Raw genomic sequence first — 13,542 nt, forward strand, 5'->3', positions numbered from 1 at the left:
GGGGATGAGCGCCAAGGATACCGTCGTGGGCGGTCGCGATCAGTCGCGATCCTGCGCCAACGCCGCCAGCAGCCCCTCGATCAGCTGCAGCGGGGTGGGCGGGCAGCCGGGGATGCGCACGTCGACCGGGATCACCCGCTCGACCGCGCCGCAGCTGGCATAGCTCTCGCCGAACTCGCCGCCGTCGCAGGCGCAGTCACCGGCGGCGATGACGAACTTGGGCGCGGGCATGGCGCGCCAGGTGCGGCGCAGCGCCTGCTCCATGTGACGCGACACCGGCCCGGTGACCAGCAGCGCGTCGGCATGACGCGGCGAGGCGCAGAAGCGGATGCCGAAGCGTTCGAGATCGTAATAGGCGTTGGCGAGGGCGTGGATCTCGATCTCGCAACCACCGCAGGAACCGGCATCGACCTGACGGATCGCGAGGCTGTGGCCGAACCGCGCGTCGACCCGGCGGCGCAGCTCGATACCGAGACGTTCGAGCCCGGCGGCGTCGGGGCGGGCGACCGGCTCGGTACGCAGCCCGGTGCGGACGATCTGGTTGAGGATGCGGAACATGGTTCAGTGCCTGTCGATGCTGGGGCGGGCGCTACAGGTCCACCCCGGAGTAGGAGCCGTTGACCGACTTGTTGCACACCGGGAAGTCGGGGACGATGTTGCCGAGGATCAGGTGTTCGAGCGCCGGCCAGTTGAACCAGCTCGGGTCGCGCGGGAAGTAGCGCGCCACCCGCCCGGCGGCGTCGAGCCGCACCAGCGCGATCGACTCGCCGCGCCAGCCCTCGACCAACCCCAGCGCGCTGGCCTCGGGGCGCGGCGTCAGCGGCATCGCGATCGCGCCCTCGGGGAGCGCGGCGAGCAGCTGCTCGATCAGCCCCAGGCTGGCGTGGATCTCGCGCATCCGCACCCGCATCCGCGCCGCCACGTCGCCCTCGTGCTCGACCACCGCCGGCTGCAGCCGCAGCCGGTCGTAGGGTGCGTAGGGGACGTGGTGGCGCAGGTCGTGGTCGAGCCCGCTGGCCTTGGCGACATAGCCGGTGCAGCCGAGCGTGCGCGCTGTCTCGCGCCCGAGGATGCCGGTGGTGAGCAGACGGTCGTTGAGCGGCGGGTGGTCGTCGAGGATGTCGAACAGCCGGCGCAACACCCGACGCAACTCGCCGTGGGCCTGGATGAGTTGCTCCGGCGCGGCGGGGTCGAGGTCGCGCGCCACGCCGCCGGGGACCAGGGTGTCCATCAGCAGACGATGGCCGAAATGGTTGGCGTTGTCGCGCTGCCAGCGCTCGCGCAGCAGCGCGCACTGGCTCTGGCCGAAGCCGAAACCGACGTCGTTGCAGATCCCGCCGATGTCGCCGAGATGGTTGGCCACCCGCTCGCGCTCGGCGAGCAGCGCGCGCAGATAGAGCGCGCGCGCCGGTACCTCGGTGTCGCAGGCGCGCTCGAGTGCCTGACAGGCCGCCCAGGCATGGGCCACGGTGCTGTCGGCGGCGACCCGCGCGGCGAGTCGCACCAGCCCCGCCGCATCACGACCGACGGCATGCTTCTCGATACCCTTATGGACATAGCCGAGGCGCTCCTCGAGCCGCAGCACGTCCTCGCCCATCACCTGGAAACGGAAGTGCCCGGGGGCGATCACCCCGGCGTGCACCGGTCCCACCGGCACCTCACAGACGCCGTTGCCCTGCAGCCGCACGATCGGGTAGTCGCCATCGGCGGGGGTGCGACCGGGATGGTCGCCGGCGAGCGGGAAGTCGGGACACAGCGGGTGGGCCGTCTCCGGCCAGGCCTGATGACGGGTCCAGCGCACCGTGCCGCGCGGATGACCGAGGAAGCGCACCCCGAGGAGGTCCTGGGCATGGCGTTCGAGACGATCGACACCGGGGAAGAGCGGGGTGTGCGAGGCCAGCTCGGGCGGCGCACCCGTCACCTCGGTCTGCGCCAGCAGATAGCCGTCGGCGGCGGCGAACAGCGCCTGCACGCGCAGCCGCTCGTCATCGAGCGCATCGGCCCAGAGCCCGGCGTGACGCAGCCCGGCGTCGGCGGCGAGTTCGGCGAGCAGGCCCCAGTGCGCCGCCGGCAGCGCCAGACAGGACTCGACCCCGGCAGCCGTGGCGCAGGGGGTGGCGCCGATGCCCGGGGCGGTGAGCAGCCCCTGCAGGTCGGCGAGCGGATCGGTGACGTTCATAGCAGATGACTCCCCGCGATCAGTCCGGTCGCCCGGTCGAGCCAGCCGGCGAGCAGCGCCGGGATCGCCAGCCCCAGCCACAGCACCAGCCCGAGATGGACCATCACCGGTAGCATGTTGGCCTCGACCGGCTGCTGACCCTCGGGCGGCGTGCCGTAGACCATCGGGTGGACGTGACGGAACAGCCCGGCACAGGCCACCGCCAGCCCGCCGAGCAGCGCCACGCTCAACCACGGCTGGGTCTGGATGGTGGCGGTGAGCAGCAGGAACTCGCTGGCGAAGACCCCGAACGGCGGGAAGCCGGCAATCGCCACCACCCCCAGCAACAGCGACCAGCCGACCGCCGGCTGGGTACGGATCAGCCCGCGGATGCGGTCGATCGACTGGGTGCCGGCGATGTGCGCGGCGTGCCCCACGGTGACGAAGATCGCCGACTTGGTCAGCGAGTGCACCAGCATGTGCAGCAGCGCGCCGAAGGTGGCCAGCGGCCCGCCGAGCCCGAAGGCGAAGGTCATCAGCCCCATGTGCTCGATCGAGGAGTAGCTGAACATCCGCTTGATGTCGCGCTGGCGGTGCAGAAACAGCCCGGCGACGAGGAAGGAGATCAGCCCGAAGCCCATCAGCAGCGCACCGGCCAGGTGCGGGGTGTCGGTCGCCGCCAGCGAGCCGTCGACCAGCATCTTCAGCCGCACCACGGCATAGAGGGCGACGTTGAGCAGCAGCCCGGAGAGCACCGCCGACATCGGCGTCGGACCCTCGGAGTGAGCATCGGGCAGCCACTGGTGCATCGGCACCAGCCCGACCTTGGTGCCGTAGCCGACCAGCAGGAAGACGAAGGCGATGCGCATCACCGTGGGGTCGAGCGCCGCGGCGTCGGCGTAGAGCACGCTCCAGGTCAGCCCCTCGGTGGGGTCGGCGAGCACCTGCTGGGCGGCGAAGTAGGTCAGCACGGTGCCGAACAGCGCCAGGGCGATGCCGACGCCGCAGAGGATGAAGTACTTCCACGCCGCCTCGACCGCCTCCGGGGTGCGATAGAGCGAGACCAGCAGCACCGTGGCCAGGGTCGCGCCCTCGACCGCCACCCAGAGCACGCCGAGGTTGTCGGTGGTGAGCGCCACCAGCATGGTCAGCATGAAGGTCTGGTACATGCTGTGATAGATGCGCACCCCGGGCGGGCTGATACGGGCGCTGGCACAAACGTGACGCATGTAGGGGCGCGAGAAGATCGCCGTGGTCAGACCGACGAAGGCGGTGAGCACCACCAGATAGACGTTGAAGGCATCGACCCTGAAGTGCAGCCCGGCGACCACCTCGTGCGCGGCGACCGCCCAGCCGAGCCACAACGCGGCGGCCAGGGTGAGTGCGGCGACGCCGAGGTTGATCCAGCCGGCCCAGCGCACCGAGCTGACGAAGGCGAGTGCCAGCGCCCCGGCCAGCGGCAGCAGCAGGATCAGGATCAGCGCGCTCATGGCGTCTCCTCCTCGGTCTCGGTGAGTCGGTTGAGGCGGTCGACGTCGAGCGAGTCGATGCTGTCGCGGATCTGGAAGAAGAACACCCCAAACAGCACCATCGCCACCAGCACGTCGAAGGCCACGCCCAGCTCGACCACCAGCGGCATGCCGGCGGTGGCGGAGACGGCGGCCAGGAACAGCCCGTTCTCCATCGACATGAAGCCGAGCACCTGGGCCACCGCCTGCTGGCGCGCCACCAGCATCAGCAGCCCGATCAGCACCACCGCCAGGCTCACCGCGACGATGTTGCGGGTGAAGGTCAGCTCCTCGGCGACGATCGGCACCACCACCCAGTAGCTGAAGATCACCAGCGCCACCGCCGCCATGCTCACCAGCGCCGGGTGGCTGAGGGTCTCGGTGTGACGCTCGAGGGCAAGTCGGCGCACCAGCCGGTGCAGCATCCAGGGGATCAGCATCGCCTTCAGCACCAGGGTGAGCAGCGCCGAGAAGTAGAGATGGTGCGCGTGCCCGGCGATCGCCACGGTGAGGGTCACCGCCGCGATCAGCGCACCCTGCCAGGCGAAGGCGTGGATGGCAGCGAGCAGTCGGGTCTGCGACAGCAGCCCGAAGGACAGGAAGAGCACCAGCGCCGCCTGCAGCAGCACGAACTGTTCGAGCAGCGGCAGTTGCGTGAGACTCATGCGCCCACCTCCAGGATGACGTGACTGAGCAGCCCGAGCAGGGCCAGCAACAGGGCGAGGTTGAGGAAGGCCGGGGCGCGGAACAGCCGCATCTTGGCCACCACCGTCTCACCGATGGCGAGCGCCGCGCCGAGCACCGCGAGCTTGAGCAGGATCGCCCCCAGGCCCAGGACCAGCGCCACCGGCGCGAACGCCTGACCGATCCCCCAGGGCACGAAGACGTTGGCGATCAGCACCCCGTAGAGCATCAGCTTGAGGTGCGCGGCCAGCTCCATCAGCGCCAGGTGGCGGCCGGTATACTCGAGCAGCATGCCCTCGTGGATCATCGTCAGTTCGAGATGGGTGGTGGGATTGTCGACCGGGATGCGCCCGCTCTCGGCGAGCGCCACCAGCACCAGGGCGCCGAAGGCAAACAGATAGGAGGGCCGGACCACGAAGCCCTCGGTCAGGTGATAGCCGATCACGCTCGACAGACTGGTGCTGTGGGCGCTCATCGCCAGGGTGAAGACCGCGACCAGCATCGCCGGCTCGGCGAGGCTCGAGACCATCATCTCGCGCGAGGCGCCCATGCCGCCGAAGGCGGTGCCGACGTCCATCCCCGCCAGGGCGAGGAAGAAGCGCGCCAGTCCGAGCAGGCCGACCAGCACGATGATGTCGGCGATCTGCGCGGTCGGCAGATCGCGTGCCACCAGCGGCACCGTGGCCGCGGCCAGCCAGGTGGCGACGAACACCACGTAGGGCGCCAGGCGGAACAGCGGCGAGGCGGTGTGCGCCACCCGCGTCTCCTTCGCCAGCAGCTTGCGCAGGTCGCGGTAGGGTTGCAGCACCGAGGCGCCGCGGCGGTTGTGCAGCCGCGCCTTAACCTTGCGCACCCAGCCGATCAGCAAGGGCGCCAGCGCGGGGTAGAGCAGCGCCTGCAACAGCGCCATCCCCCAGGCCGAGAGCATCACAGGTTCATCCATCGCACAGGGTCCCGCACGGCAGTGGGCGCGCCGCGACTGGGCGCGACGCCACCGGGTTGAGCAGGGCGCGCGCCGCGATCACGAGATGATCCACAACAGCACCAGCAGCGTCGCCAGGGTCCAGCCCAGATAGACCCGCACGTTCCCCGACTGCAGCAGCACCACCCGGCGCGCGGCCGACTCCACCGCCTGGGCCAGCGGCACATAGAGCAGCGACCAGGCGCGATCGGCGATGCGCAGGCGATAGCGCGGCCGGGTATCGGTGGCCGCGGGCTTGCGCTCGTCGATCGCGAAGGCGAGCGCGAACACCCGGCGGATCGGCTGGGCGAAGGCCGCGGCGCTGTACTGCATCCGCGGCGTCGGCGGGGTCAGGCCGCAGTCCCAGGGGTCGCAGCGGCGCACTCGCCGTACCCGACCGCGCCGTGCCCAGAGGATCGCCGCGCCGGCGATCAGCGCCAGCAGCAGGATCGACAGCGGCGCGCTGTAGCTCGCGGTCTCGGCCGAGACCGGGGTCAACCACAGCCAGCCACCGGCGGCCGCCTGCGGCAACCCGGTGCCGACGACGGCCACGGCAACCGGGTCGAGCAGCGCGATCACCTGGGTCGGCAGCACCCCGAGCAGCACGCAGAAGAGCGCCAGCAGCCCCTGCCCCCAGCGCATCCCCAGCGGCACCACCCGGGCCCGCCGGACGTGACGCGAGCGCGCCTGGCCGAGGAAGGCGACGCCATAGACCTTGACGAAGGTCGCCGCCACCAGCGCGCCGGTGAGCGCGAGCACCGCCGAGACGATCGGGATCAGGCTGCGCAGCACGCCGCTGTCGAGCTGCCAGGCCTGGAGCGCGGCCTGAAAGGTCAACCACTCGGAGACGAAGCCGTTGAGCGGCGGCAGCGCCGAGATCGCGACACAGCCGACGAGGAAGAACAGCCCGGTCCAGGGCATGCGCCGCAACAGTCCGCCCATCTGCTCGAGATCGCGCTCGTGGGTGCTGTGCAGCACCGCCCCGGCGCCGAGAAACAGCAGCCCCTTGAACAGCGCGTGGTTGATGGCGTGATAGAGCGCGGCGACGAAGGCCAGCGCGGCGAGCGTCGGATGGGCGGTGGCCATGAACAGCACCGCCAGACCGAGGGCGATGAAGATGATGCCGAGGTTCTCCACCGAGGAGTAGGCGAGCAGCCGCTTGAGGTCGCTCTGCATCATTGCGAACAGCACCCCGGTGAGCGCCGAGAGACTGCCGACGGCCAGCATCACCACGCCCCACTGCCAGTGGAACTGACCGATCAGGTCGAAGACCACGCGGACGAAGCCGTAGACGGCGACCTTGAGCATCGCCCCGGACATCAGCGCCGAGATGTGCGAGGGCGCCACCGGGTGCGCCTCGGGCAGCCAGGCGTGCAGCGGCACCAGCCCCGCCTTCATGCCGAAGCCGAGCAACACCAGGGCGAAGCACAGGCTCGCCCAGGGCGTCGACAGCGCCGCGCCGCGCAGCAGCTCGAACTCGAAGCCGCCGGCGAAGGCGGCGAGCACGCCGAAGCCGAGCAGAATCGCCAGCCCGCCGACATGGGCCATCAGCAGGTAGAGGAAGGCGGCGCGGCGGTTGGCGGGGTTGTCGTGGTGGAAGGCGACGAGGAAATAGGAGGCCAGCGACATCAGCTCCCAGGCCACCATGAACACGAAGGCGTCGGCGGCGAGCACCACCAGCAGCATGCCGGTGACGAACAGCCCGCTGAAGCCGCCGAGCGCGGCGAGCGACTCGCGTCCGTTCTCCAGCCCGCGCACATAGGCCGGGCCATAGATGCCGGCGGCGGTGACGAGGATGCCGATCAGCGCGAGGAAGAAGCCGGCGAGGGCGTCGAGCTGGAGGTGCCAGGGCAGCCAGGGCAGCCCCAGCGGCAGGACGAGACCGAGATCGAGCCCCTCGACCAGGGCCCAGAGTCCGGCGCCGCTCGCCGCCACCCCGGAGAGCCCGAGCAGCGGCAGCGAGGCCCAACGCAGCAGAGACGGGCGGCGCGCCGCCGGCAGCGCGACCAACGCCGAGGCCAGCGCCAGGGTCAGCGCCAGCAGGGCCAGTGACAGGGCGGGGTGGATGTTCATGGGCGATCGTCGTCCGGCGGCATGACCTTCAGCCGCACCCCGCGTCCGCCACCGGCACTGACCGCGCCCTCGCCGATCAGCTCGATACCGGCGCGATCGAGCGCCTCGACCACCTTGACCAGGGATTCGACATTGCCGCGCACCTGACCGTCGCTGGCCTCCATGCGCTGGATGGTCGGCAGCGACAGGGCCGCCGCCTCGGCCAGTCGGCGTTGATCGAGGCCCAGCAGGGCGCGGGCAGCACGAAGTTGCGCGGCTGTAATCATGTCTCAGACATCACTAATTAGTATTTGTACATTAGCTTAGTACTCTGAACCATGTTTATGCAAACTCTGAACATGATAAATCACCGCCCAAATATCACACTGGACGCTGACGATCGGACAGACGAGCGCCCGTCACGACGGCGCAGAGACGCCGGTGCCTGGAGTCGAACGGGGGAGACGCGCCTCGCGCACCACCGCCGACGAACGGCAGCGGCGGGCGAGGCGGGGGAAGATCGCGATCAGCGGATCAGATAGCGATCGGCGGGACGGTCCTGGAGGAAGGCGGTGGCGAAGCCCTCGTCGGGCGCCTGCTCGAACCAGCGCAGCGCGGCGCGACGGCAGTCGTCGCAGGCATAGAGCGGGACATGGACGGCGAGCGTCTGCGGGCCGTCGCCGATACGGGTGGCGATGCGCAGCGCGCCGCCGCAGTGCCGACACAGCCGCACCGCCTCGTGCTGCTGCTCGAAGGCGTCGATGGTGTCGTAGTAGATCTCGCGGGTGCGATGAGCACACTCGTCGCTGACCGCGTGGAGCTGTGCCTGACGCTGCTCGCGCTTGGCCCAGACGGCACGGGTGCGGGTGCCGATGCGGCGCACCGCCTCGGTGATCTCCTCGGGCTGCACCCCGCCCGAGGGACGGCGGTAGGGCTCGACGACGTGATCGCTCTCCAGCCCGGTCATCGCCAGCAGGATGCCCATGTTGATATAGGGCAGCGCGCTCTCGATCGAATAGCCGCCCTCGAGCACCGCCAGGTCCGGGGCGAGCAGCCGGGTCAGCTCGGCATAGCCACGGGCGCTGAAGTCCATGTCGGTGAGCGGGTCGGCGAAGTGATTGTCCTGACCGGCGGAGTTGATCACCAGCTCGGGCTCGAAGTCCTCGAGGATCGGCAGCACGGTGTCGCGCACGATCTCCAGATAACCGGCGTCCGAGGTGCGCGGCGGCAGCGGGATGTTGACGGTGGTGCCGACCGCGTTGGGTCCGCCCTGCTCGTCCATGAAGCCGGTGCCGGGATAGAGGGTGCGACCGTCCTGATGGATGGAGATGAAGAGCACGTCGGGATCGTGCCAGTAGATGTCCTGGGTGCCGTCGCCGTGATGGCAGTCGGTGTCGATGATGGCGACGCGGCGGATGTCGTGCTGCTGGCGCAGCGCCTCGATCATGATCGCCTCGTTGTTGATCGCGCAGAAGCCGCGCCCGCCGTGCATCACCCGCTGGGCATGATGCCCCGGCGGGCGCACCAGCGCGAAGCCGCGCTCGATGTCGCCGGCGTGCCAGGCGCGGGCGAGACGCAGCGCGCCACCGGCGGCGATGCGGTGCGACTCGCCGGCCACCGTCTCGACCCCGGACGGGCAGAAGTGGACCCGCTGCACGTCGGCCACAGAGACCGGCTCGGGGCGGTATTCGCGCACTCCCTCGAGATCGAGCAGACCCTCCTCGCAGATCTGGTCGCGGGTGTAGAGCAGGCGCTCTTCGCGCTCCGGGTGGGTGGGCTCGATCGCCCAGTCGAAGGCGGGGAAGAGGACCAGCCCGGTCTCGTGTTTGGCGCTCAGCATGCAACGACCTTCGCGTGTTCCGGGGTGAAGGGCTCGAGCAGCCCGGGCTTGACCTGGAGGGTCAGACGGATGTTGCGCCCGACGGTGGAGAAACCGCGCACGATGTTGAACTCGAGGTCCTCGACCACCTCCAGCTCCGGGGTCCCGGCCTCGGGACCGAGACGCTCGAAGAGCAATGCCTGGGCCTGCTCCAGTGCCTGCTCGCGCCGATAACTCCGATCGCACCGCCACTGCCGGTCGCTCCCGGAGCAGCTCACCCAGCCCTGCTCGGTATCGGCGATCAGGCTCAGGGCATCGGTCGGGCGCGCCATCGCCGCGCCAATCGCGTTGGCCACCCCCGAATCGGGCACCAGCTCGACCGGCAGCTGGCTGCGGCGCGCCAGGTGCGGGGCCAGCGACTCGGCCGGCCCGCCGAGCACCAGGATGCGCGCCGGGCGGATGCGATGCCCGTCGAGCAGCTCGTGGATGGTATCGACATGACTGCCGTTGACCTGATCGACCAGGCCATCGATCGCGGCCATGATCCGTCGACAGGCGTGATCGATCACCGCGCGCGCGGCCATCGCCGGCTCGCAGCCGAGTTCGGCGGCGAGCCGCGCCACCCCGGCGGCGGCCACCTGCGGGTCGCCGCGCTCGCTCTCGCCGAGGGCGATCAGCGCGTCGGTGGGGGTGAGCGCCGGTCCGCCGCGCGCCAGCGGTGCGCCGAGTCGGCGTGGACCGATGGTGATCTTGCCCTCGACACAGCGCACCTCGCTGTCGCCGCCGACGCCGATCGAGCGGCTGAGCAGGGCGCGGATCAGGGTGCGGGTGGCGCCGATGGTGATGCCGAGCGGTTCGAGCAGCGGCGAACCGCCGCTGAGCAGGGCGATCTCGGTGGTGGTGCCGCCGATGTCGAGCACCACCACGTCCTCGTCGGGCGAGGCCACCGGGATGGCCCCCATCACGCTCGCTGCCGGCCCCGAGAGCACGGTCTCGGCCGGAGAGTCGAGCGAGGCGGCCAGCGACAGGGTGCCGCCATCGGCCTTGAGCAGATGCACCGGGGCGCTCACCCCGCGGGTGCGCAGCGCCTCGGCGATGGCCTCGTAGAAGTTGCGGTGCAGCGGATAGACCGAGGCGGCGAGATGGGTGGTGGCGATGCGCCGGGGGAAGTTGAGCTGCCCGGAGACGCGATGACCGGTGAACACCCGCTCGAAGCGCTCGGCGATACGCTCGGCGATGCCCAGTTCGTGGGCCGGGTTGCGGGTGGAGAACTTGCCCACCACGCCGACATAACGGATGCCGGCGGCGGCGAAGCGCTCGGCGCAGGCGTCGATCTGCGCGGGGTCGAGCGGGCTGATCTCGCGACCGCGATGATCGATCGCGCCCGCCACCACTGCATAGTGCTCGCCGGTGCGATAGAGCGCGGGGTCGACCCCGGGACCGGCGCACACCAGCATCCCCACCGGGGCGAGACCGGCGCCGACCACCGCGTTGGTGGTCAGCGTGGTGCTCAGCACCACCCGGCGCACCGCCGTCGGCTCGGTGGCGTGCAGCACCCGGTCGAGGGCCTCGAGCAGGGTCGCACCCAGGTCGTCGGGGTCAGTGTCGACCTTGGCGCGCGCGCGCACCCCGTCGGGGCCGAGCAAGACGATGTCGGCATGGGTTCCGCCGACGTCCAGTCCGATGATCATCCATTCCTCCGCGAGAGACCCCGGTCCGTGCGCCCAGGGCTGGATAGCGGGCGACCCCTAGGCCGCCGGTTGGTCGTTCGGGTGGCGGAGCGTCCGGCCACCACTGTGGTCGCGCGCGGGTCCATCCAGGTCAGCCGAAGTGGATCCTCGCCTCCAGGTTGGCGGCGGAATCGGCATTGTCGAGTGCTTCCTGCAGCGAGATGGTGCCGTCGCGATAGAGTGCGAGCAGGGCGTCGTCGAAGGTGCGGATGCCCTCCTCGCCGCTCTGCTGCATCGCCTGACCGAGGGCCTCGACCTGACCGTCGCGGATCAGGTCAGCGATGTGCGGGGTGTTGACCATGACCTCGATCGCGGCGCAGCGCGACCCGGCCTGGGTGCGTACCAGGCGCTGCGAGACGATCGCGCGCAGATAGACCGAGAGGTCGGTGAACAGCGTCTTGTGCTGCGCCTGGGGGAACAGGTTGATGATGCGCTCCATCGCCTGATAGGCGTTGTTGGCGTGCAGCGTGGCGACGGCGAGGTGACCGGTGCCGGCTAGCTCGAGCGCCGCCTCCATGGTCTCGCGGGTGCGGATCTCGCCGATCAGCACCACGTCCGGGGCCTCGCGCAGCGCGCTCTTGAGCGCCTTGGCGTAGCTCTTGGTGTCGAGCCCGAGTTCGCGTTGACTGACGATGCACTGCTTGTGCGGATGGACGAACTCGATCGGGTCCTCGATGGTGATGATGTGACCCGGGGCGCTGCTGTTGCGGTGATCGAGCATCGCCGCAAGGGTGGTCGACTTGCCCGAGCCGGTGGCCCCGACCATGAGGATGATGCCGCGCCGGTGCATGATCAGCTTGGGCAGCACCGCCGGCAGCCCGAGTTCGTCGCAGCTGGGGACGGTGGTGCGGATGTAGCGCAGCACCATCGAGGGGTAGCCGCGTTGGTGATAGGCGTTGACGCGGAAGCGGGCGCGATTGTCGAGCGCGACGGCGAAGTCGACCTCCAGTTCCTCCTCGAACTCGCGCGCCTTGGCCGGATCGAGCAGCGAGGCCAGGGCCTCGCGACACACCGTCGGGGTGAGCACGGTCTCGCCGATCGGGCGGATGACGCCGTCGATCTTGATCTTCACCGGCATGCCCGGGGTGAGGAAGAGATCGGAGGCGTTATGCCGGATCATCATCTCGAGATAGGGGGTGATGTCCATCGCCATGTCGGGCTCCGGGGCTCGGCGCGGGGGCGCGGGTGAAGACGGAGGGGTTGCGGAGTTAACTTATAAAGGAATTCTTATATCCTTATGCATTTATCTTTGTTCCCCGTCAATGGCTTTTACCCATCGCCATCGACGCGGACCGTCGGCTGACCCCGTCGCGCCGGGGCCAGCGCACTAGCGAAACGGCGGGCTGTCCTCGTCGTCGAGGATGGACAGCCCGTCGACCGGCTCGAAATGATCCTTGTTGCGCGTCTCCTGCCCCTGCAGCTTGATCATCAGCCGCAGCTCGTTCATCGAGTCGGCATTGCGCAGCGCGTCCTCGTAGCTGATCTTGCGCGCCTCGTAGAGATCGAACAGCGACATGTCGAAGGTCTGCATGCCCTGCTCGCGCGAGCGCTTCATCACCTCCTTGATGCCACTGACGTCGCCCTTGAAGATCAGGTCCTGGATCAGCGGCGAGTTGATCATCACCTCGACGGCGGGGATGCGGCCACCGTCGGTGCAGGGCAGCAGGCGCTGCGAGATCACCGCCTTGAGGTTGAGCGAGAGATCCATCAGCAGCTGCGCGCGCCGCTCCTCGGGGAAGAGGTTGATGATGCGATCGAGCGCCTGGTTGGCGCTGTTGGCGTGCAGCGTCGAGAGACAGAGATGGCCGGTCTCGGCGAAGTTGATGGCGTGCTCCATGGTCTCGCGACTGCGGATCTCGCCGATGAGGATGACGTCCGGGGCCTGGCGCAGGGTATTGACCAGCGCCGCCTCCCAGCTCTCGGTGTCGACCCCGACCTCGCGCTGGGTGATCAGACAGTTACCGTGGGGATGGACGTACTCGACCGGATCCTCGATGGTGACGATATGACCATGGGTCTCCTGGTTGCGATGCCCGACCATCGCCGCCAGCGAGGTCGACTTGCCCGAACCGGTGCCGCCGACCAGCAGCACCATGCCGCGCTTGGCCATGACGATGTCGAGCAGCACCGGCGGCAGCTTGAGTTCGTCGGCGGTGGGGATGCGAGCGTTGATGGTCCGCAGCACCGCGCCGCCCTTGCCCTGCTGGACGAAGGCGTTGACGCGGAAGCGGCCGATGTCCTGGGGGTGGATCGCGAAGTTGCACTCCTTGTGCATGTCGTAGTCGCGGATCTGCCGATCGTTCATGATCGAGCGCACGAGGATGTTGGTCTGCGCCGCGCTCAGCGGCTGATCGCCGATCGGGGTGAGACGGCCGTCGATCTTGCAGGCGGGGGGGAAGCCGGCGGTGATGAAGAGGTCGGAGCCCTTCTTGGCGACCATCTTGCGCAGACAGTCGAGCATGAAACGCGCGGCCTGTTGGCGATCCATGGCGATACCTCGTTGATTCTCGACCACCGAGTGTATCACCTCACCGGCACCGACAAGACCCTGCCCGTGACCGGGATGTGGACAAAGAAAAAGCGGCCCTCGCGGGCCGCTTTTCTTGGGGTCGGGGACCGTTTCGCCCCGG

Annotated in this window: 11 protein-coding genes; all 11 read right to left on the reverse strand. The window is 69.5% G+C overall.

Annotation, left to right across the window (positions count from 1 at the left end; translation table 11 throughout):
- Positions 1-39: 39 nt before the first annotated feature.
- Positions 40-558, reverse strand: a complete 519-nt coding sequence (locus tag MARPU_RS16090) for an NADH-quinone oxidoreductase subunit B family protein (protein WP_005224892.1) — start codon at positions 556-558, stop codon at positions 40-42.
- 31 nt (positions 559-589) lie between these two features.
- Entirely contained in the window at positions 590-2,179 is a 1,590-nt protein-coding gene (locus MARPU_RS16095) for a hydrogenase large subunit (RefSeq protein ID WP_005224893.1), read from the reverse strand.
- Positions 2,176-3,648, reverse strand: a complete 1,473-nt coding sequence (locus MARPU_RS16100; RefSeq protein ID WP_005224894.1) for a hydrogenase 4 subunit F — start codon at positions 3,646-3,648, stop codon at positions 2,176-2,178. The genes MARPU_RS16095 and MARPU_RS16100 overlap by 4 nt, the downstream gene beginning before the upstream one ends.
- The gene (locus MARPU_RS16105) at positions 3,645-4,331 is read right to left on the reverse strand and encodes a hypothetical protein (protein ID WP_005224895.1); all 687 of its coding nucleotides are present in this window, start codon (positions 4,329-4,331) and stop codon (positions 3,645-3,647) included. The genes MARPU_RS16100 and MARPU_RS16105 overlap by 4 nt, the downstream gene beginning before the upstream one ends.
- On the reverse strand, positions 4,328-5,293 hold the full coding sequence (locus MARPU_RS16110) for a respiratory chain complex I subunit 1 family protein (protein ID WP_005224896.1): 966 nt from the start codon (positions 5,291-5,293) through the stop codon (positions 4,328-4,330). The genes MARPU_RS16105 and MARPU_RS16110 overlap by 4 nt, the downstream gene beginning before the upstream one ends.
- Positions 5,294-5,371: 78 nt before the next feature.
- A complete protein-coding gene (hyfB, locus tag MARPU_RS16115; RefSeq protein WP_005224897.1) occupies positions 5,372-7,384 on the reverse strand; it encodes a hydrogenase 4 subunit B in 2,013 nt (670 codons plus the stop codon).
- On the reverse strand, positions 7,381-7,650 hold the full coding sequence (locus MARPU_RS16120; protein WP_005224898.1) for a transcriptional regulator: 270 nt from the start codon (positions 7,648-7,650) through the stop codon (positions 7,381-7,383). Before MARPU_RS16120 ends, hyfB begins: the two co-directional genes overlap by 4 nt.
- A gap of 239 nt (positions 7,651-7,889) precedes the next feature.
- Positions 7,890-9,203, reverse strand: a complete 1,314-nt coding sequence (locus tag MARPU_RS16125) for a histone deacetylase family protein (protein ID WP_005224899.1) — start codon at positions 9,201-9,203, stop codon at positions 7,890-7,892.
- Entirely contained in the window at positions 9,197-10,873 is a 1,677-nt protein-coding gene (locus MARPU_RS16130; RefSeq protein WP_005224900.1) for a hydantoinase/oxoprolinase family protein, read from the reverse strand. Before MARPU_RS16130 ends, MARPU_RS16125 begins: the two co-directional genes overlap by 7 nt.
- 130 nt (positions 10,874-11,003) lie before the next feature.
- Positions 11,004-12,059 (reverse strand): PilT/PilU family type 4a pilus ATPase, encoded by a 1,056-nt coding sequence (locus tag MARPU_RS16135; protein WP_025275407.1) that lies wholly within the window; start codon positions 12,057-12,059, stop codon positions 11,004-11,006.
- Between the two features lie 180 nt (positions 12,060-12,239).
- Positions 12,240-13,400 (reverse strand): PilT/PilU family type 4a pilus ATPase, encoded by a 1,161-nt coding sequence (locus tag MARPU_RS16140; RefSeq protein WP_005224902.1) that lies wholly within the window; start codon positions 13,398-13,400, stop codon positions 12,240-12,242.
- Positions 13,401-13,542: the final 142 nt, after the last annotated feature.

Origin of the sequence: Marichromatium purpuratum 984 (assembly GCF_000224005.2) — a bacterium.
GTDB lineage: Bacteria > Pseudomonadota > Gammaproteobacteria > Chromatiales > Chromatiaceae > Marichromatium > Marichromatium purpuratum.

Bases quoted from the DNA above. Each gene is read 5' to 3' on its own strand.
- MARPU_RS16090 (WP_005224892.1), bottom strand. From the start codon at position 558: ATGTTCCGCATCCTCAACCAGATCGTCCGCACCGGGCTGCGTACCGAG.
- MARPU_RS16095 (WP_005224893.1), bottom strand. From the start codon at position 2,179: ATGAACGTCACCGATCCGCTCGCCGACCTGCAGGGGCTGCTCACCGCC.
- MARPU_RS16100 (WP_005224894.1), bottom strand. From the start codon at position 3,648: ATGAGCGCGCTGATCCTGATCCTGCTGCTGCCGCTGGCCGGGGCGCTG.
- MARPU_RS16105 (WP_005224895.1), bottom strand. From the start codon at position 4,331: ATGAGTCTCACGCAACTGCCGCTGCTCGAACAGTTCGTGCTGCTGCAG.
- MARPU_RS16110 (WP_005224896.1), bottom strand. From the start codon at position 5,293: ATGGATGAACCTGTGATGCTCTCGGCCTGGGGGATGGCGCTGTTGCAG.
- hyfB (WP_005224897.1), bottom strand. From the start codon at position 7,384: ATGAACATCCACCCCGCCCTGTCACTGGCCCTGCTGGCGCTGACCCTG.
- MARPU_RS16120 (WP_005224898.1), bottom strand. From the start codon at position 7,650: ATGATTACAGCCGCGCAACTTCGTGCTGCCCGCGCCCTGCTGGGCCTC.
- MARPU_RS16125 (WP_005224899.1), bottom strand. From the start codon at position 9,203: ATGCTGAGCGCCAAACACGAGACCGGGCTGGTCCTCTTCCCCGCCTTC.
- MARPU_RS16130 (WP_005224900.1), bottom strand. From the start codon at position 10,873: ATGATCATCGGACTGGACGTCGGCGGAACCCATGCCGACATCGTCTTG.
- MARPU_RS16135 (WP_025275407.1), bottom strand. From the start codon at position 12,059: ATGGACATCACCCCCTATCTCGAGATGATGATCCGGCATAACGCCTCC.
- MARPU_RS16140 (WP_005224902.1), bottom strand. From the start codon at position 13,400: ATGGATCGCCAACAGGCCGCGCGTTTCATGCTCGACTGTCTGCGCAAG.